The 18,809-nt window shown below is 63.1% G+C and carries 19 protein-coding genes and 1 pseudogene; 7 read left to right on the forward strand and 13 right to left on the reverse strand.

Annotation, left to right across the window (positions count from 1 at the left end):
* The 7 genes from KBW95_RS20840 to xapA all read right to left on the reverse strand — a co-directional run.
* A partial coding sequence (locus tag KBW95_RS20840) for a VOC family protein (protein ID WP_211529230.1) occupies positions 1–466 on the reverse strand: 466 nt, incomplete at its 3' end.
* A 62-nt stretch (positions 467–528) separates the two neighbouring features.
* Entirely contained in the window at positions 529–930 is a 402-nt protein-coding gene (locus KBW95_RS20845) for a cytidine deaminase (RefSeq protein ID WP_211526773.1), read from the reverse strand.
* Between the two features lie 11 nt (positions 931–941).
* Positions 942–2,264: a thymidine phosphorylase gene (deoA, locus tag KBW95_RS20850; protein WP_211529231.1), complete on the reverse strand. Its 1,323-nt coding sequence runs from the start codon at positions 2,262–2,264 to the stop codon at positions 942–944.
* A 192-nt stretch (positions 2,265–2,456) separates the two neighbouring features.
* Positions 2,457–4,835, reverse strand: a complete 2,379-nt coding sequence (locus KBW95_RS20855; protein WP_373888838.1) for an aldehyde dehydrogenase family protein — start codon at positions 4,833–4,835, stop codon at positions 2,457–2,459.
* 18 nt (positions 4,836–4,853) lie between these two features.
* Positions 4,854–5,810, reverse strand: coding sequence for a deoxyribose-phosphate aldolase (gene deoC, locus KBW95_RS20860; RefSeq protein WP_211529232.1), 957 nt, complete (start codon positions 5,808–5,810; stop codon positions 4,854–4,856).
* Entirely contained in the window at positions 5,807–7,000 is a 1,194-nt protein-coding gene (locus KBW95_RS20865; protein ID WP_211526770.1) for a phosphopentomutase, read from the reverse strand. The genes deoC and KBW95_RS20865 overlap by 4 nt, the downstream gene beginning before the upstream one ends.
* Positions 7,001–7,024: 24 nt before the next feature.
* Positions 7,025–7,867 carry a xanthosine phosphorylase gene (gene xapA, locus KBW95_RS20870; RefSeq protein ID WP_211526769.1) on the reverse strand — a complete coding sequence of 281 codons (843 nt, stop codon included), beginning with the start codon at positions 7,865–7,867 and terminating at the stop codon, positions 7,025–7,027.
* A gap of 253 nt (positions 7,868–8,120) precedes the next feature.
* Here xapA and KBW95_RS20875 point away from each other — a divergent pair, with 253 nt between their 5' ends.
* From KBW95_RS20875 to KBW95_RS20890, 4 genes are all read left to right on the forward strand, one after another.
* Positions 8,121–9,230 carry a carbohydrate kinase gene (locus KBW95_RS20875; RefSeq protein WP_211526768.1) on the forward strand — a complete coding sequence of 370 codons (1,110 nt, stop codon included), beginning with the start codon at positions 8,121–8,123 and terminating at the stop codon, positions 9,228–9,230.
* Positions 9,231–9,232: 2 nt separating this feature from the next.
* Positions 9,233–10,150, forward strand: a complete 918-nt coding sequence (locus KBW95_RS20880) for a pseudouridine-5'-phosphate glycosidase (protein ID WP_211529233.1) — start codon at positions 9,233–9,235, stop codon at positions 10,148–10,150.
* Between the two features lie 10 nt (positions 10,151–10,160).
* Positions 10,161–11,069: a LysR family transcriptional regulator gene (locus tag KBW95_RS20885; protein WP_211529234.1), complete on the forward strand. Its 909-nt coding sequence runs from the start codon at positions 10,161–10,163 to the stop codon at positions 11,067–11,069.
* Between the two features lie 62 nt (positions 11,070–11,131).
* On the forward strand, positions 11,132–11,329 hold the full coding sequence (locus KBW95_RS20890) for a hypothetical protein (RefSeq protein WP_211526765.1): 198 nt from the start codon (positions 11,132–11,134) through the stop codon (positions 11,327–11,329).
* An 8-nt stretch (positions 11,330–11,337) separates the two neighbouring features.
* Here KBW95_RS20890 and pcp (KBW95_RS20895) read toward each other — a convergent pair.
* Positions 11,338–11,805, reverse strand: a pseudogene (gene pcp / locus KBW95_RS20895) (pyroglutamyl-peptidase I); the annotation flags it as partial.
* 393 nt (positions 11,806–12,198) lie between these two features.
* Between pcp (KBW95_RS20895) and KBW95_RS20900 the strand changes: the two are divergent.
* Both KBW95_RS20900 and KBW95_RS20905 read left to right on the forward strand, forming a co-directional pair.
* Complete coding sequence (locus KBW95_RS20900) at positions 12,199–12,507, forward strand: hypothetical protein (RefSeq protein ID WP_211529236.1); 309 nt, start codon at positions 12,199–12,201, stop codon at positions 12,505–12,507.
* Positions 12,508–12,568: 61 nt separating this feature from the next.
* Positions 12,569–13,138, forward strand: a complete 570-nt coding sequence (locus KBW95_RS20905; RefSeq protein WP_211529237.1) for a hypothetical protein — start codon at positions 12,569–12,571, stop codon at positions 13,136–13,138.
* 304 nt (positions 13,139–13,442) lie between these two features.
* Here the strand turns inward: KBW95_RS20905 and KBW95_RS20910 are convergent, their stop codons facing one another.
* The 5 genes from KBW95_RS20910 to KBW95_RS20930 form a co-directional block, all read right to left on the reverse strand.
* On the reverse strand, positions 13,443–15,182 hold the full coding sequence (locus tag KBW95_RS20910; protein ID WP_211529238.1) for an AAA family ATPase: 1,740 nt from the start codon (positions 15,180–15,182) through the stop codon (positions 13,443–13,445).
* A 64-nt stretch (positions 15,183–15,246) separates the two neighbouring features.
* Positions 15,247–15,891 (reverse strand): pyroglutamyl-peptidase I, encoded by a 645-nt coding sequence (gene pcp / locus KBW95_RS20915; RefSeq protein WP_211529260.1) that lies wholly within the window; start codon positions 15,889–15,891, stop codon positions 15,247–15,249.
* Complete coding sequence (locus KBW95_RS20920) at positions 15,891–16,847, reverse strand: DUF979 domain-containing protein (RefSeq protein WP_211526764.1); 957 nt, start codon at positions 16,845–16,847, stop codon at positions 15,891–15,893. Before KBW95_RS20920 ends, pcp (KBW95_RS20915) begins: the two co-directional genes overlap by 1 nt.
* Positions 16,844–17,542 (reverse strand): DUF969 domain-containing protein, encoded by a 699-nt coding sequence (locus tag KBW95_RS20925; protein WP_211529239.1) that lies wholly within the window; start codon positions 17,540–17,542, stop codon positions 16,844–16,846. Before KBW95_RS20925 ends, KBW95_RS20920 begins: the two co-directional genes overlap by 4 nt.
* A gap of 71 nt (positions 17,543–17,613) precedes the next feature.
* Positions 17,614–17,916 carry a YciI-like protein gene (locus tag KBW95_RS20930; protein WP_211529240.1) on the reverse strand — a complete coding sequence of 101 codons (303 nt, stop codon included), beginning with the start codon at positions 17,914–17,916 and terminating at the stop codon, positions 17,614–17,616.
* A gap of 277 nt (positions 17,917–18,193) precedes the next feature.
* On the opposite strand from KBW95_RS20930, the gene KBW95_RS20935 reads away from it, so the two are divergent.
* Positions 18,194–18,739 carry a DUF2231 domain-containing protein gene (locus tag KBW95_RS20935; protein WP_211529241.1) on the forward strand — a complete coding sequence of 182 codons (546 nt, stop codon included), beginning with the start codon at positions 18,194–18,196 and terminating at the stop codon, positions 18,737–18,739.
* Positions 18,740–18,809: the final 70 nt, after the last annotated feature.

The following is an 18,809-nucleotide window of genomic DNA, read 5'->3' on the forward strand; positions in this document are numbered from 1 at the left end:
CCGCTTCGATCGCCGCGACGTCGATTTTCCCCATCTGCATCATCGCCTCGAAGGCGCGCTTGGCCACGGCCGGGTCGGGGTCCGTGATCGCCTCCGACAGCACGCGCGGGGTGATCTGCCACGACAGCCCCCACCTGTCCTTGCACCAGCCGCAGGCGCTTTCCTGCCCGCCGTTGCTCACGATCGCATTCCACAGGCGGTCGGTTTCCTCCTGGTCGTCGGTCGCGATCTGGAAAGAGAAGGCTTCGTTGTGCTTGAAGGCCGGGCCGCCGTTCAGGCCCAGGCAAGGAATGCCGCATACGGTGAACTCCACCGTCAGGACGTCGCCCTGCTTGCCCGAGGGGTAGTCGCTCGGTGCATGGTGCACCGCCTTCACTTCGCTCTCTGGAAAGGTCGCCGCGTAGAACTGCGCGGCTTCCAGCGCGTCATTATTGAACCAGAGACAAACCGTGTTCTTGCTGATCATCATGCGCTCCCATGGTTGTTGGCTGCATAAGCTTAGACCAGAGAGCGCATTCAGTCATCCATTTATCCCAAGTCCCGGCCGCCGAAGGCGTTCGGAAGCTGTTCGGCGGCCGTGGTTTCGAACACGTCGCCTTTCAAGTTGGTCAGGACCACCGGCAGCGCGTTGCCGCCCAGTTCCAGGATCACCTGGCGGCAGGCGCCGCAGGGAGCGATCGGGCCGTCGGTCTGGCCGATCACGGCCAGGGCCGTGAAGTCGCCGGGCTTGTAGCCGCTGGCAATGGCGCTAAAAAAAGCGGTGCGCTCGGCGCAGTTGCACAGGCCGTAGGAGGCGTTCTCCACGTTACAGCCGCGGAAGATGCGGCCATCCTTGCACTCCAGCGCCGCGCCGACCTGGAACTTCGAGTACGGCGTATAAGCCAGTTCGCGCGCGGCGCGGGCTTCTTCGATCAGTTTCGCGTATTTCATCCTGCCCTCTCTTACGGACGAATGGTGCGGTAGATCATCGGTTCAAGAGCCGGTTTCTCCGCGCCGATCCGGTAGGCCGCCTGCACCTGGCGCACCGCCTGCTCGGCGGCTTGCTGCGAACGGGCGTGGACCATGGCCAGCGGCTGGCCGACCTCGATCTTGTCGCCCAGTTCCACCAGGCCGGTGAGGCCGACGGCGAAGTCGATCGCATCCTGCGGACGCACGCGGCCGCCGCCCAGGGCGACCACGCTCAGGCCCAGGCCGCGGGTGTCGGCGGCGACGGCGTAGCCGGCCTGCACCGCCGGCACCGGGACGATGACCGGCGCGCTTTCCAGGTGCGCGTCAGGCTTGTCCATCAGGTCGGCCGGGCCGCCCAGGGCGGCGACCATGCGCGCGAAGCGCTCGGCGGCCTCGCCCGAATCGAGGGCCGCCTGCAGCCTGGCGCGGGCCGCTTCCTCGGTGGCGGCGATGCCCGAGATGACCAGCATCTCGGCGCACAACGCCATCGTCACTTCGTGCAGGCGCGCGGGGCGCGACTTGCCGGTCAGGTAGTCGATCGCGACGCGCACTTCGACAGCATTGCCGGCGGCGTGGCAGAGCGATTCGTTCATGCCGGTCAGGATGGCCGAGGTGCGGGTGCCCGCGCCGTTGCCGACGTGGACGATGCTCTCGGCCAGCTCCACCGATTTCTCGTAGCTCGGCATGAAGGCGCCGCTGCCGACCTTCACGTCCATGACCAGGGCGTCCAGGCCCGCTGCCAGCTTCTTGGACAGGATCGAGCCGGTGATCATGGCCACCGATTCCACGGTGGCCGTGGTGTCGCGGATGCTGTAGAAGCGCTTGTCGGCCGGCGCCAGCTGGGCGGTCTGGCCGATGATGGCGACGCCGACGTCCTTGACGACCTGGCGGAATTTCTCCGGGTCCGGCACGGTGCTGTAGCCGGGGATGGAGTCGAACTTGTCGAGGGTGCCGCCGGTGTGGCCCAGGCCGCGGCCCGAGATCATCGGCACGTAGCCGCCGCAGGCGGCGATCATCGGGCCGAGCATCAGCGAGACCACGTCGCCGACGCCGCCGGTCGAGTGCTTGTCGACCACCGGGCCCGGGAGGTTCAGGGATTTCCATTCCATGACCTGGCCGGAATCGCGCATCGCCAGGGTGAAGGCGACGCGCTCGTCCATGCTCATGTCGTTGAAGTAGACGGCCATCGCCAGGGCGGCGATCTGGCCTTCGGTGACGCTGCCGTCAGGGATGCCGCGTACGAAGAACTGGATTTCCTCGGCGCTCAGGGTGCCGCCGTCGCGTTTTTTGCGGACGATTTCTTGGGGGAGGAACATGACGTTTCCCTATCTGAATAGTGTTAGCGCTGCTTCGCGCGTTATCTTCAAAACGTCATTCCCGCGAAGGCGGGAATCCAAGTCCGCTGCGCCGCCGCAAAAATAATCGTAGGCGGTCTGCATGCAAACTTGGATTCCCGCCTTCGCGGGAATGACGGTGTGCTTATGTAGCGGGTCTTTTAAACGCCGTCGTTACACGCCGTACGGAATCCACACGTTCTTCACCTGCGTCGCGTGCTGCAGCACCGCGCGGCCGGCCGCCTGCTTCGCGTCGAACCAGTCGCGGCCCTTGCCGCCGCCGGTCCAGGTGCGCTTGAGCGAATCCGCCGACAGGCGCTCCACTTCCGCGCAGCCTTCGGCGTTGCCGTCATGGCGCCACACGGCGTCCACATCGGCGTGCGAAGCCAGCGTACGCGCCAGCTCGGAGCTGGAGCCGGTCACGATGTTCAGCGCGCCGCCCGGCAGGTCCGAGGTGTCCAGCACCTGGTACAGGTCGGTCGCCGACAGCGGCGAGGCTTCCGACGGCACCGCGATCACGCGGTTGCCCATCGCCAGCGCAGGAGCCACCAGCGAGATGAAGCCCAGCAGCGGGTTCTCGTTCGGGCAGATGACGCCGATCACGCCAACCGGCTCGTTCAGCGCCACGGTGATGCCGTGCATCGGCGGCTGGTGGGCCTGGCCGTCGTACTTGTCGCACCACGCCGCCCAGGTGAACAGGCGCTCGATCGAGGCCTGCACTTCGCGCTCGGCGTTCCTGCTGCCGGTCTGCGCAGCGATGCGGGCCGCGAATTCGTCGGCGCGGATCGCCAGGTTCTCGGCGATGTAGTACAGCACCTGCGCGCGGTTGTGCGCAGTGGCCTTGGACCAGCCGGAGGCCTTGTGCGCCGCTTCCACGGCGTTGCGGATGTCCTTGCGGTTGCCTTCGCCGACGTCGGCCAGGAAGGCGCCGTTGGCGCCATGGATGGCGCGGCTGTAGGCGCCGTCAGGGCGTGCCTGCTTGCCGCCGATGTAGAGCTTGGCGGTGCGGTCCACGGCGAACGGGCTGTCCGATTCAGCCGGCTTGAGCTTGCCCTTCTCCGCCACCAGCGGCGCGGCCGGGCGTGCATCTTCCGACAACGGGGTCAGGTACTCGTACATGCCTTCCTTGCCGCCTTCGCGGCCATAGCCCGATTCCTTGTAGCCACCGAAGCCGCAAGCGGCGTCGAACTGGTTGGCGGTGTTGATCCACACGACGCCGGCCTTGATCTGCGGCGCCACGTCCAGGGCCAGCGAAATCGATTCCGACCACACGCAGGCGGCCAGGCCGTACACGGTGTTGTTGGCCAGCTGGACCGCCTCGCCCGGGGTGCGGAAGCTCATCGCCACCAGCACCGGGCCGAAGATTTCAGCCTGGGCCACGGCGGCCGAGGTCGAGGCGCCGGTGATCAGGGTCGGCAGGTACCAGGAGCCGGTGGCCGGGGCTTCGCAGGCCGGCTGCCACACTTCACAGCCTTCCAAACGGGCCGATTCCACCAGGCCGTGGATACGCTGCTGCTGGACCGGGTCCACCAGCGCGCCGATGTCGTTCGACTTGTCCAGCGGCGAGCCCACACGCAGGTTTTGCATGCGCACCTTGACCTTGGCGATGAACTTGTCGTAGACCGATTCCTGCACCAGCAGGCGCGAACCCGCGCAGCAGACCTGGCCCTGGTTGAACCAGATCGAATCGACCAGGCCTTCGACGGCCGCGTCCAGGTCGGCGTCCTCGAACACGATGAAGGGCGACTTGCCGCCCAGTTCCAGCGACAGCTTCTTGCCGCTGCCCGCGGTGGCCTTGCGGATCAGGCGGCCGACTTCGGTCGAGCCGGTGAAGGCCAGCTTGTCGATGCCCGGGTGGTTCACGATGGCTTCGCCCACGCGGCCGTCGCCGGTGACGATGTTGACCACACCGGCCGGCACGCCGGCGCGCTGGCAGATCTCGGCGAACAGCAGCGCGGTCAGCGGGGTGTACTCGGCCGGCTTGAACACGACCGTGTTACCGGCGGCCAGGGCCGGGGCGATCTTCCATGCCAACATCAAGAGCGGGAAGTTCCACGGCACGATCTGGCCCACCACGCCCACTGCGCGGTACTCTAGAAATTCTTCCGACTGCAGCTGGGCCCAGCCTGCGTGGTGGTAGAAGTGGCGCGCGGCCAGCGGCAGGTCGGCATCGCGGGTTTCGCGGATGGTCTTGCCGTTGTCCAGGGTCTCGAGCACCGCGAACAGGCGCGAGTGCTTCTGCAGCAGGCGCGCCAGCGCGTACATGATCTTGGCGCGGCCATGGCCGCCCAGGGCCACCCAGCCCGGCTGCGCGCGGCGCGCGGCTTCCACGGCGCGCTCGACGTCGGCATTGGTTGCCTGGGTCACTTGCGCCAGCTCGCTGGCGTCGGCCGGGTTGCTGGTGGCGAAAGTCTCGCCTGCTTCGGTCCAGGCGTTGTCGATGAACAGTCCGAAACGGCGTCCATGCTGGTCCAGCCACGCAATCGCTTCCTTGGTGCTTTCTGGTGCGGGGCCGTAATCCATGGTCTGAAGAATCTCTTTAATAGTTGGCATGACGAATCCGTTGGATGTTTAAGGTTGCGCGTGGCGATGGGCAGCCGAGTAGTTGCCGGTGACGTAGTGCTCGAGCTGGCGCTCGATGTCGGTCAGCAGGCTCGATGCGCCGATGCGGAACAGGTGCGGCTGCAGCCACTCGTTGCCCAGCTCTTCCTTCATCACAGTCAGGTATTGCAGGGCCGACTTGGCGGTCGAGACGCCGCCGGCCGGCTTGTAGCCGACCATGAAGCCGGTCTGCTCGTAGTATTCGCGGATCGCGCGCACCATGACCAGGGAAACCGGGATGGTGGCGTTCACGCCTTCCTTGCCGGTCGAGGTCTTGATGAAGTCGGCGCCGGCCATCATGCACACCCACGAAGCCTTGGCCACGTTTTCCAGGGTCACCAGGTCGCCGGTGGCGAGGATCGCCTTCACATGCGCTTCGCCGCAGGCCAGGCGGTAGGCCAGCATCTCGTCGTACAGCGCTTGCCAGTTGCCGGTCAGGACGTGCTGGCGGGTGATCACGATGTCGATCTCGGTCGCGCCCGCGGCCACCGACAGCTCGATCTCGCGGATCTTGGTTTCCAGGCTGGACAGGCCGGCCGGGAAGGCGGTCGAGACCGCGGCGATCGGCAGGCGGCCCTGCAGGACCTTGACGGCCGGCTGGATCATTTCGTGGTACACGCAGACGGCGCCGGTGCTCAGCGACTCCAGCCCCAAGGCCTGCATCAGGTCGGTGCGGATCGGGCGCATGGCCTTCATGCACAGGCGCTCGACGCGGCCCGGGGTGTCGTCGCCCGACAGGGTGGTCAGGTCCATGCACTCGATGGCGCGGATCAGCCAGGCGGCCTGGTATTCCTTCTTGACCGTGCGGCGGTTGGCCAGGCTGGCGGCGCGGCGGTCGGCCGCATTGCGGTTGACCTTGAGGCCGTTGACCAGGCCCAGGTCCAGGCCGACGGCGGTGTTACGTTTGAAATCCAGAGGCTGGGTCATAGCAGTGCGGTTCCGTTCGAAAGTGGTTTGACGCCGAGGTGCTTGGCCAGGGTGGCGCCGATGTCGGAGAAAGTGGAAGCGGTCGGCAGTTCCTGCGCCTTCACGGCCGGGCCGAAGAAGATCATCGGGATGTGCTCGCGGGTGTGGTCCGAGCCCGGCGCGGTCGGGTCGCAGCCATGGTCGGCGGTGATCACGACCATGTCGCCTTCCTTCAGCTTGGCCATGAATTCCGGCAGGCGCGCGTCCAGCTCGTGCAGCGCGTTGGCATAGCCGGCGACGTCGCGGCGGTGGCCGAAGTGCATGTCGAAGTCGACGAAGTTCACGAAGCTCAGCGATTTTTCCGGCGCGGTGTCGGCCACTTCCAGCAGGCGGTCGAACAGGGCCATGTTGTCCGGGCCCTTGATCAGCTGGGTCACGCCCTGGGCCGCGAAGATGTCGCTGATCTTGCCCAGTGCGATCACCTCGCCGCCGGCGTCCTTGACGTGGTCGAGCAGGGTCGGGCTGGTCGGCGGCACGGCGTAGTCGTGACGGTTGGCGGTGCGCTTGTACTTGCCGTTCGCGCCCAGGAAAGGACGCGCGATCACGCGGCCGATGTTGTAGGGCTTGACCAGCTGGTAGGCCGCTTCGCACACCTGGTACAGGCGCTCCAGGCCGAAGTGCTCTTCGTGCGCGGCGATCTGCAGCACCGAGTCGGCCGAGGTGTACAGGATCGGCTTGCCGGTCGCGACATGCTCGTCGCCCAGCTCGTCGATGATGGTGGTGCCCGATGCGTGGCAGTTGCCGAGCCAGCCGGCGACGCCGGTGATCTCTTGCAGCTTGTCGGTCAGCTCTTGCGGGAAGGACGGCACGGTCTTGGGGAAGTAGCCCCAGTCGAACAGCACCGGCACGCCGGCGATTTCCCAGTGGCCGCTCTGCGTGTCCTTGCCGGTCGACTGCTCGCGTGCGACGCCCCAGGCGCCGCTGAAGCCTTCGCGCAGCGCGAAGCCGGGCGCCCACTCGCCGCTGGCCTTGTGGCCGGCGGCCGCCAGGCCCAGGCGCTCCAGGTTAGGCAGCGACATCGGCTTGCCTTCTTTGGCGGCCCATTCGGCGATGTGGCCGAAGGTGTTGGCGCCCGTGTCGCCGTATTTGTCGGCATCGGGCAGCGCGCCCAGGCCGAAGGAATCAAGCAGGAGAATGAATGCGCGTGACATGGTGTCCCTCGCTAATAAAGATGATCAGGCTGCGCTGCGCGGGGTCGCGCCCAGGCGCTCGATGAAGGACTGGATCAGGGTGACCATGTCCTTGGCCGCGACGGCGGCGTACTTCAGGGTCTGCTCGTGCGACAGCGCGAACGGGGTCAGGCCTTCGGCCAGGTTGGTGATGGCCGAGACGGCTGCGACCTTCAGGCCGCAGTGGCGCGCTGCGATCACTTCCGGGATCAGCGACATGCCGACCACGTCGGCGCCCAGGGTGCGGAAGGCGCGGATCTCGGCGGCGGTCTCGAAGTGCGGGCCGGCGGCGGCCAGGTAGACGCCTTCGTGCAGGGTGATGCCCTTCTCCATCGCGGTGGCCTTGATCATCTCACGGGTTTCCGCATCGTAGGCGTTGGCCATGCTGAAGAAGCGCGGGCCGAAGCGCTCGTCGTTCGGGCCGGCCATCGGGCTGCCCGGCAGGAAGTTGATGTGGTCAAGGATCGCGACCAGCGAGCCGGCGTCGGCCTCGACACGCAGCGAACCGGCGGCATTGGTCACGAACAGCAGTTCGCAGCCGATCTGCTTCAGGGTGCGGATGGCCGAAGTCATCACGCCCGGGCCGTAGCCTTCGTAGAAGTGGCCGCGGCCCTTCATGCAGGCGACCGGCACGCCCCCGAGGGTGCCCAGCACCAGCTCTCCCGCGTGGCCGTGCACGGTGCTGATCGGGAAGCCCGGCAGGTCGGCGTAGCTGATCGCTACCGCGTCCGCCATCTGCTCGGCCAGCACGCCCAGGCCGGAACCGAGGATCAGCGCCACGCGCGGCATAAAGCCCGGCTTGCGGGCGCGGATGATGTCGGCGGCTTCGAATGGGGTATTGCTGGACATGGGGCTTCCTTGTTGTGCTGTATCGGGGGACGTGTTCTGGAGGGGCTGTGCGGCACTGCTAGGGGTAACGCCGGGTTAGCCGAATATTATAACTATGCATGAGGCCGATTATGTATGGCAAATACCATTTTTCTTCCCGATTTATATCATCAAGCAATAAATCCTGCATCCGGTGCTAAGATCGGAGGCGGCCGGTTTGACATCCGCCAAACATTTATCTAGTATCTCCAAACATTTGTTTAAAAGCGAGATCGTGAGCGACCTGCCCAAGAAAGAACAGCTCTACGAGCTGATCCGCGCCAACCCCTTCATTTCGCAGCAAGACCTGGCCGCGCAGCTGGGCTTGTCGCGCTCGGCCGTCGCCAACTACATCGCCACCCTGGTGCGCGAACGCCGCATCCTGGGCCGCGCCTACGTGCTGCCCGACCACCGTCCCATCGTCTGCATCGGCGCCTCCAACCTCGACCGCAAGCTGCGCACGCTCGGCAAGCTTGCCATGGCTACCTCGAATCCGGCGCGCCAGATCGAGTCCTTCGGCGGCGTCGCGCGCAACATCGCCGAGAACCTGGCGCGCCTGGGCGCCCCGGTCTCCCTGATCACCGCGGTCGGCGCCGACGCCTCGGGCCGCGCCCTGCTCGCCCATGCGGAAGACGCCGGCATCGACACCCGCGCCGCCCTGCGCCTGAGCGGGCATGCGACCGGCACCTACACGGCGGTGCTCGACCAGGACGGCGCCATGGCCGTGGCCCTGGCCGACATGGCGATCCACGACGAAATCACCCCTGGCTACCTGGCCGCGCGCGCGCAGCAGCGCGGCAGCGCGGCCCTGGTCGTGGCCGACCTGAACCTGCCGCAGGCGAGCATCGCGGCCCTGGTCGACGACGCCGCGCGCGACGGCGTGCCCCTGGTGCTGGTGGCGGTGTCCGAACCGAAGATGGCGCGCCTGCCGCGCAAGCTGGCCGGCGTGCGCCTCCTGATCCTCAATGCCGGCGAACTGGCGGCCCGGGTCGGCCGTCCGCTCTCGAATGAAACAGACATCGCCGGCGCCTGCGCCGAGGTCCAGCGCGACGGCGTGCAGGACCTGATCGTCACGCAAGGCGGCGACGGCGTGCTGTACACGAGCGCCGCCGGCCTGGCGCGCCTGCCCGCGCCGCCGGCGCAGGTGGTCGACGTGACCGGCGCCGGCGACGCCTTCGCGGCCGCAGTCTGCTGGTCGCTGCACAGCGGCGACGAAGGCCTGGCCCTGGCCTGCCGCCGCGGCCTGCAGCTCGCGGCCATGACCGTCGGCTGCGCCCAGACCGTCTGCCCGCAGCTCGAACCCGGCCATCTCGACGGCCTCCTTCAAGAACTCATCCTGGACTGACCATGCAATCCTTCCTCCTCTTTTCGCCCGAAGTCGCCAGCGCACGCGCCGCCGGCAAGCCCATCGTCGCCCTGGAGTCGACCATCATCTCGCACGGCATGCCCTACCCGCAGAACGTGCATACCGCGCGCGAAGTCGAGCAGGTGATCCGCGATGCGGGCGCCGTGCCGGCGACCATCGCCATCATTGGCGGCAAGATCTGCATCGGTCTCTCCGACGACCAGCTCGAGCTGCTGGGTTCTTCCCCCGATGCGATCAAGGTCAGCCGCCGCGACCTGGCCTATGTGCTGGCCCAGGGCAAGCTGGGCGCGACCACCGTGGCCGCGACCATGATCTGCGCCGCACTGGCCGGCATCGAAGTCTTCGTCACCGGCGGCATCGGCGGCGTGCACCGCGGCGCCGAGACCAGCTTCGACATCTCGGCCGACCTGCAAGAACTGGCCAACACCAGCGTGGCGGTCGTATGCGCGGGCGTGAAGTCCATCCTCGACATCGGCCTGACCCTCGAATACCTGGAAACCCACGGCGTGCCGGTGGTGAGCGTCGGCCAGCCGGCCTTCCCCGCCTTCTTCACCCGCGACAGCGGCTTCAAGGCCGACTTCCAGATCGATGCGCCGGAAGAGCAAGCCGCCTTCATCCGCACCAAGTGGCAGCTCGGCATGGCCGGCGGGGTCGTGGTCAGCAACCCGGTGCCGCAGGAATCCGCGATGGAGCCCTACGAGATCGACACCATCATCCAGCAGGCGCTGGGCGAGGCGAGCGAGCGCGGCGTGAGCGGCAAGGCCGTGACGCCCTTCCTGCTGGCGCGCATCAAGGAATTGACGGGCGGGCGCAGCCTGAGCACCAATATCGCCCTGGTCAAGCACAACGCCCTGGTCGGCGCGCGCCTTGCGGTTGCCCTGAACCAGACCGCAGCCTGAAACGGACACCATGTCGATCGACCTCAAACAGCTGAAGTACTTCCTCGCGGTGGCGGAAGAAAAAAGCTTCAGCCGCGCCGCCGAGCGCCTGCACATTTCCCAGCCGCCGCTGAGCCAGCAGATCATGAAGCTGGAGAGCGAACTTGGAGTGCGCCTGTTCACGCGCACCACCCGCAGCTTCGAGCTGACCGTGGCGGGCAAGGCCCTGATGGTCGAAGCGGCCGAGCTGCTGACCAAGATGCGCATGACGATCGACACCATCCGCCAGATCGACCGCGGTGAAGTCGGCCGCCTGCGCGTGGGCATCGTCGGCTCGGCGATGTGGGGACCGATTCCGAGCATGCTGGAGCAGTTCCAGAGCCAGTTCCCGCGCGTGACCTGGACCATCCACGAGCTGGGCCCCAACGACCAGTGGGAAGCGCTGCGCAACCGCCAGATCGACGTCGGCTTCTGGCGCGAGCCGCGCATCGAGCCGGAAGTGCTGAAGCAGGCCAATTTGCGCCAGGACCTGTGCTTCCCCGAGAACGTGTGCGTGGCGATGAACGAGAAGCATCCGCTGGCCTCGCAGGATGCGATCGAACTGATCGACATCGCCAACGAGCCGATGCTGACCCTGCACCTGACCCAGTCGGCCGAGCCGCGCTACCTGATCCAGTGCTGCGTCAACGCCGGCTTCGAGCCGATGATCTTCCAGGAAGCGGCCGAGCCGCAAACCCTGCTGGCCATGGTCGGCGCGGGCCTGGGCGTGGCCCTGCTGCCCCAGACCACGGGCCGCATCGGCTGGCCGGGCGTGAAGTTCATGCCGATCCGGACCAACCCGCCGTCGGCCAACCTCTACATCAGCTACCTGGCGCAGGACGATGCGCCGGTGGTGCGGGCTTTCCTGAAGATCCTGTTCCCGGAAGAGAAGCAGGCGTGAGAAGCAGGCGTGACTTCGGGGCGCCGCGTGCTATCGTGGCGCTTTCTTTTCCGGAGGCCCGCATGGACGTCAACGAACTGCTCTTCGCCTACCACGTGCGCGAACTCGCCATGAAGCGCCTGGTCCACGAAACGCCCGAGGGGCTCAGCCCCGAAGCGGCGACCCAATACATGTTCGAGCGTTTCGAACCCACCATCGCCGGCGTGGTCAAGGAGCTCGAGAACGTCGCGACCATCATCGCCAAGGCGCGCGCCGCCTGAAACGGCGCCTAGTGCGTGGCGCCGCCCGCCTCGGCAAGGTCCGTATCGGTCGCCAGCGTGACCTCGACCGCCGTGCGGATGCCGGCGATGATGTCGTCCAGCGCCATGGACGGCGGATTGTCCGGCCGCGCCGCGGCCTGCTCCTGCAGGAAAGGCACGTGGATGAAACCCGCCTTGATGCCGCGCTCCGCCACGTGGTGCATCAGGCCATAGAACACGTGGTTGCACACGAAGGTGCCGGCCGTCTGCGACACGCCCGCCACCAGCCCCTGTTCGCGGCACGCGCGCACGATGGCCTTGATCGGCAGGGTCGAGAAGTAGGCGGCCGGGCCGTCGGCCACGATGGCGGCATCCACCGGCTGCAGGCCGGCGTTGTCGAGGATGGAGGCGTCGTCGACGTTGATCGCCACCCGCTCGACCGAGATATCGGGCCGTCCGCCCGCCTGCGCCACCGCGATCACAATGTCAGGCGCCAATTAGCAAAATAGGAAACGTAATTATCATTATCATGAGCGAGTTAAAGTCACAATTAACTTCTTCAAATGAAATTTGCCAAGCCGCTGGGTTCTGAGGCATGATTGTTAGCTACACTGCCAAACCTCGCCATGACAGACCTCAGAAATCCGAATGGACCTTCACCGGCCCCTCGCAATCCGATCCAAAATTCTCCCGTTTCAGGATACTCAACGTTGGCATCGCTGGGTTCGAATATTGGAGGGAATTACGCTCCATTGCCACCTGCCCCACTTTACGGCCCAACCCCCGCGCCGTCTCCAGCCCCATCTAGGCCGCCCTCCTCAGATCATAGCCCAGCTTCAGAAAATCGAGATCGTCTGGTCTCTACCGCTGGCGATGTCAATGCACAAGGCATGTTTTACTCGATGGGGGTACAGGATTACGTAAGTAACGAGCCTGCGATCAAAGCCTTAGTAAACGAAAAAAATCGATTACAGCAGCAGCTTGACAACAGTTCCAATCCCGATGTAATGAAATTCGTCACTGTCCTGTGTGCGTTCTTCAATATCATCGCAACAGTTCTCGTTGGCATAGGTATAAATTTGGTAACTAGTGACAGTCCACCTCAACATAGCGGTTGGATTCTTGCCCTCGGAATTGCAATGACCGCATTTGCCACCATTACCCCGATAATTGCAGCTTTCAAAAAGCGAAAACGCTGAAGGATACATCGTGCCACAAAAAAATAATGTCGTTGTCTGCATCAATCACGCGGATATGCCCATGACCAGAATACACGGCTATGGCGCTTATCCGCAAGTGCAAACTAGTGGTGATACTTTCAATATCAATTCCGGAATTGGATTACCGGTTCTGTTATTTTATTGCGAAATATGCGGATATGTCGAAAGTTACGTTGGACCGAAAACTGGATATTGGGACTTAGATCACCCAAGTCCTTCCATTATATCACCAGAACAATTTGAAACCGTCGCCTTCGACGCTTTGCAAAGCGCCTCGGAAATTCTAAAAATTTCCAATCTAAGGAGAAATGTTCGCTTGCGCTTTCCCAACGGTCAAGACGTAGAATACGATGCGATAGCAGAGAGCAATGCAGGGGTCGTCATCTTTGAAGTAAAAAGCACCGCTTCCCGTCATCACATTGAATCAGGCGCTGCTCAACTAAGCCGCCTTATTGCCTTGTACAGAAAAAATTCTCCTGAAACTCCGATCGCAGGTGCTTACCTTGTCATCCCCGCGATGAGTAACGCCAACATAGAAAATCTTTCTTTCCCGGTTTTAAAGGTTAACCCAAGTACTTCGACTATCATTAACTTGGGAGAAACCCTATAACTTTTCCAGCACTCAGATAGATGTTGACAAAGAAGTGATCATGCAAACTCAATTCACAGAATAGTTTCAAACCAAGCATTCCAACGTCGAAACATCTAACTTCGGAATACAGCATCAATGATTGATTTATTTTTTTACGACAGTGCCGCTATTGCGTCACACCTCCATGCCGATGGCCAGATCCTGAGCTCTTTGCAGGAAGAAGGTTGACATTCCACAATGATGTCTGCAATGGAGGTTGCTGTGCAAAGTCGGCAGATTGCAGGGCAAATCGTAAGTGTAATTTCATTAGCAACAATCGAAATCAGTTCGCGTTTTCGATCATCGTAACAACGCGCCGCACTTGCGCTTCCAAATCATACATTGTCAAGTCTGCAGGATGATTGCAGACCTCTCTTGCCACCTTAATTTTATCGACATCATCTTGTATCTGGCCTCCAGTGCCTTTCCTCCTAAATGGTAGGCGATGGGAATACCTATCGGAACTCTGAACCGAGTCGAATGAGGTATATATCTTTCCCAATGTTTTCTCCAAAAGTGCGGAGGGTATATAGTTTTCAATCTCCCTTCCTGCCGTAACCCAAGCAGGATCTGAGAATGCAGAAAATTCGTGAATAATGCGCTTCTTGGTATCATTTAAATTAGTTTGCGGGGCACGTTTATCGCTATCAATCACTATTGCCATATTTTGATTGAGACGACGCAGGGCGATAAAATCACTTACATCCTCGTCGCTCGCGCTCAAGTGGCTCAATAACCTCCCGCCATAAAACATTATCGAATAGTGGATACCCTCCTTTAATTGTGAATTAACAGCGGATATCCAATGATTAAGATAAATTCTATCTGACGGCCCCTCCACCCAAATGATGGCATTCGTCTGCAATAGATCGGACGCCCTGTAACCTAAGTCTTGACAAATGCGCATCCGATGCGCCGAAGCGGTCACGAGCTCAACCTCAGTGCTACCGTCCTTGTGAGTCACATGGAATATGGCGGAGTTTTCCTGATCAATAATACTTGCTGAGTGAGTTGCAATAAAATATTGATTATCAGTTCTATGATGAATGTAATTAATTAGCTTCTTTTGAAGCAGCGGATGCAGATGAATCTCCGGCTCTTCAATACAAATAATCGCCTTTTCAGTTAAGGTACAAAAGGCCGCAATCATAACCACTTCATGAATACCAGTGCCTAACGATGATAACGGGAGCACCTTGCTTCCCTTGTGCACTAGAACTTCCTTGCGATCATGCGGAATTTCAATCATGGCGCTCTCGTCACCTGTCACATCACGCAAGAAGTCGTTAATTTTAGAAAACTGCATTTTGAGATGGCGCTCTGTCGGCCCAGGATTCTGCAGTTCAGCCAGCCGATCAATTAGTCCAGCCCCACTGAAGTCTTCGAAAGGATTACCAGCAACACCAATTTGTCGTTTAGCCGGCACCAATTTTGCCGAAGGGTAGGTAGTCCGGAGTCGAGAAAGCAATTTAGAAATTACTTGTGGGACGTGATGGACGAGAACATCCCCTCCAGAACTTCCAGTCATATCGCTCCATAGCAGTCGCCACTCGCTGTCCGAAAGCGATAATCTAATATATTCATGCGAACCTTTTGCCAGCATAGATTCTTGAAGTCCTGTCGCACTGGCTTCTATCCATACCAATCCATTTTCAGCCAAAGCAGTGATAAGTTGTGAAAATATTCTTCCGATCCCTGAACTCAAATCGCGAGACCGATCACTTAAGAATTTATTTGAATTCTCTAAAATCCACTCGGTTGGAACGGCGAGGCCTACCTGCACTTGCTCTGCCGTTGCTCCCAAGTGCACCTCCAACGGCAGCAATTTCATACGAGAATTACCGGCACCTCCAAAATTATGAAGTTCCGCCAGATGTGCCGACAAGAAATTTAAGACACAAGATTTCCCGCTGTTATTAGTTCCAATGAAAAAATTGCATTTTTTAAATGGACCGATTCTTTGCACATTCTGGCCGATCCCTCGATAATTTTTTAGGCTTAGCCCATGAAGAAAAGTAGTCATCTATCTATTTCAGTATTACTTATCAATTGGCGATATTAAACTCAGATCATTTAAGTTAACGACACTAATGTGTCGCTCCACCAGTCTCGTCGATATCGACCGCCGTCGCCAGCGACACCTCGACCGCCGTGCGGATGCCGGCGACGATGTCGTCCAGGTCCATGAACGGCGGATTGTCCGGCCGCGCCGCGGCCTGCTCCTGCAGGAAAGGCACGTGGATGAAACCCGCCTTGATGCCGCGCTCCGCCACGTGATGCATCAGGCCATAGAACACGTGGTTGCACACGAAGGTGCCAGCCGTCTGCGACACGCCCGCCACCAGTCCCTGTTCGCGGCAGGCGCGCACGATGGCCTTGATCGGCAGGGTCGAGAAGTAGGCGGCCGGGCCGTCGGCCACGATGGCGGCATCCACCGGCTGCAGGCCGGCGTTGTCGAGGATGGAGGCGTCGTCGACGTTGATCGCCACCCGCTCGACCGAGATATCGGGCCGTCCGCCCGCCTGCCCCACCGCGATCACGATGTCCGGCTGCAGCGCGTCCACGGCCTGGGTGATGGTGGCGATGGCCTCGCCGAACACGCAGGGCAACTGGCGCACCTCGACGCGAAAGCCGTCGCCGCACCAGCCCTCGAGAGCGCGCACGGCTTCCCAGGCCGGATTGATGGTGGCTTTGTTGAACGGCTCGAAGCCGGTGAGCAGGACAGTCTTCATCATTGATTCATCAGGAAATACAGCAGCACGATGTTCGCCCCCAGCAGCGGCAGCGCGGTCGGTATCTGGGCGCGGATCACCGCATTCTTGTCCGGCAGGTCGAGCAGCACCGCCGGCACGATGTTGAAATTAGCCGCCATCGGCGTCATCAGGGTGCCGCAGTAGGCGCTGAACATGCCGATCGCGGCCATCACCGCCGGGTTGGCCCCATACATGTTGACCAGTACCGGGATGCCGACGCCGCCCGCCATCACCGGGAAGGCGGCGAAACCGTTGCCCATGACGACCGTGAACAGCGCCATCCCCAGGCAGAATACCGCGACCGCGACCAGGCGCGAATCCATGTTGATGTAGGACGTGGTCACGTGCGCCACCGCCTTGCCGACGCCGGCCTCGGTGAACAGCAGGCCGAGCACCGCCAGCATGTGCGGCAGCACTACCGCCCAGCTGATCGCGTCCACCAGGCGGCGCGCCTCGCGCACGCCCTGCAGCGGCGTCGAACGGGTCAGCCAGTTGGCCGCGGCCAGGGCGATGATGGCGCCGCAGCCCAAACTCACCAGGGTCAGGTGCTTCTGGTCCAGCATCGGCAGGCCGCCCAGTTGCACGTCCTTGAGCAGGGTCGCGCCGATCACGGTCACGATCGGCAGCAGCAGCGCCGGCAGGAACAACAGGTTGCCCAGCCTGGCCGCGCTGGCGCGGCGCGCTTCCTCGTCCGGCATCGAAGGCTTGCCGCCGTGCACCCAGCCGAAGCCGGCGACCAGGGCCATCAGGATCATCAGCGCGCCGACGGCGGCCGGCGGCAGGCGCTCGCCGGCCAGGTAGAGCAGCGCATACAGGCCCCAGAACAGCGCCGTGGTGACGCGGCGCGGATTGCTGCGGTCCAGCAGGTTCATCACGGCCACCGCGCCCAGCAGCAGGCCGACCAGGATGTAGAAATGTTCGAGCGTGAGCGTCATGCGGCGCCCCCGCTCATCTGGCGGCGGATCTGCGCGTCCAGCCGGCGCAGGTTCCAGGCATGGATGATGAAGGCGGTGATCGCGGTCGGGATGCCCCACAGCGCCATGTGCAGCGGATTCACGTTGATGCCCTCGGCCTGCAGGATGGTCTGCATCAGCACGATGGCGCCGAAGGCCACGAAGATGTCTTCGCCGAAGAACAGGCCGACGTTGTCGGTGGCGGCGGCCATGGCGCGGATGCGGTGGCGCAGGTGCTCGGGCAGCGGGCCGGACTTGGCTTCGGCGGCCGCTTCGGCCATCGGCGCCACCAGCGGGCGCACCATCGATGCGTGGCCGCCCAGGCTGGTGAGGCCGGCGGCGGCCGTGGTCTCGCGCGCGAACAGGTAGACGATCAGGAGGCGTCCCGCGGTCGCCGAGCGCACCCTGGCGATGGCGGTCTGGGCGCGCTCGCGCAGGCCGAAGCGTTCCAGCAAGCCGATGGCGGCCAGCGGCAGCAGCAGGATCAGGGGCAGGTTGCGGGTCTTGACGAAGGCGTTGCCGAGCGATTCGAGGATCGCCATCACGGGCATCGCCGCCGCCGCGCCGGTCACGCCGCAGGCGGCGACGACCACCAGCACCGGATTGGCGCGCAGCAGGAAGCCCGCGACGATGACCGCTACGCCGAGCAGCGGCCACAGGTTGACGGCAGATTGCATGGAGTCTCCAGCTTGTTATTGTGTAAGCCGGGGGAATATTACTCCATGTTCATATGCACGCCGGCAGCGTGCTACTCCGGGCGGACCGGGTTGGCGGCGAGATCGCCGACCACGGTGCTCCACTGGCGGACGTGGAAAGCCTTCACCAGGCCGTGGGTGACATAGGGATCGCGGGCGGCGAACAGCTGGACCGGTTCCGGAGTGTCGCAGTCGAAGACCAGGACGGCGTGGTCGGCCGGCTCGGCCAGGGCGCCGGCCAGCACCAGTTCGCCGCGCTGCTGGGCTTCCCAGGCGAGCTTCAGGTGCTCGTTGCGGAACTCGGCGCGGCGCTCGAGGTAGTCGGGGGCGAGGTCGTAGGTCAGGATGTAGTGCACTGCGGGCTCCGGTTTTTTTGGTTCAGGAAGTCGATGGTAACGGATTATCTTGCGTGTCGCGGTACTGCGTAGAAACTTGGGTCCCCGCCTTCGCGGGGATGACGTTTAGAAGCAGCAAGCCACAATATCTGCCGTAGTCCGCAGCGCTAATACGTCATCCCCGCGCAGGCGGGGACCCAAGTTTGCCAGCACACCATGCACGCAGAACCCAACCGTGCTCTCTCCTCCCCGCCCCTTATGCCACACTGATCCAAACGCATCCAGCCAGGAGAACCCCATGCCCAAGACCATGATCGCCGGCCACCTGCTGCACCCGATCCTGAACAAGATTCCGGCCACCCTGATACCGCTCGGCCTGCTGCTCGACGCCGCGCACCGCTCCACGCGCGACCCGCGCTATGCCGACGCCGCCTTCTACAGCCTGGCGGGCGGCCTGGTCGGCGGCCTCGCAGCCGGCGCCGCCGGCGCACGCGATTACCAGAGCATCGCCGACGACACCCCGGCCAAGAGCGACGCCACCGTGCACGGCGTGCTGAACGGCACCGCGCTCGCCCTCACCGCCGCCAACCTGGCCAAGCGCGTCAACACGCCGCACCACGCGCCGCGTTCGATGGCGCTGTCGGTCCTGGGCGCCGCCGCCGTGCTGGGTTCCGCCTGGCTCGGCTACCGCATGCTGGGCTCGCCCGGCATGCCGGTCCCCGCCATCAAGCCGCCCGCCGACGCCCTGCCCAACGAAGAGCGCTACGACCACACCGTGCTCGACGTCGATCAATACGCGGCCAGCGGCGAAAACGAACAGACCTACCGCGCTCCGCCGCAGTAATGTTGTATTAACGCAACCATTCCGCCGCAAATTCGGGGTGTGCTGGACAGTGCTATGTGCCGCACAGAAC

This window comes from Massilia sp. ZL223 (genome assembly GCF_018119395.1).
Taxonomy (GTDB): Bacteria; Pseudomonadota; Gammaproteobacteria; order Burkholderiales; family Burkholderiaceae_D; genus Telluria.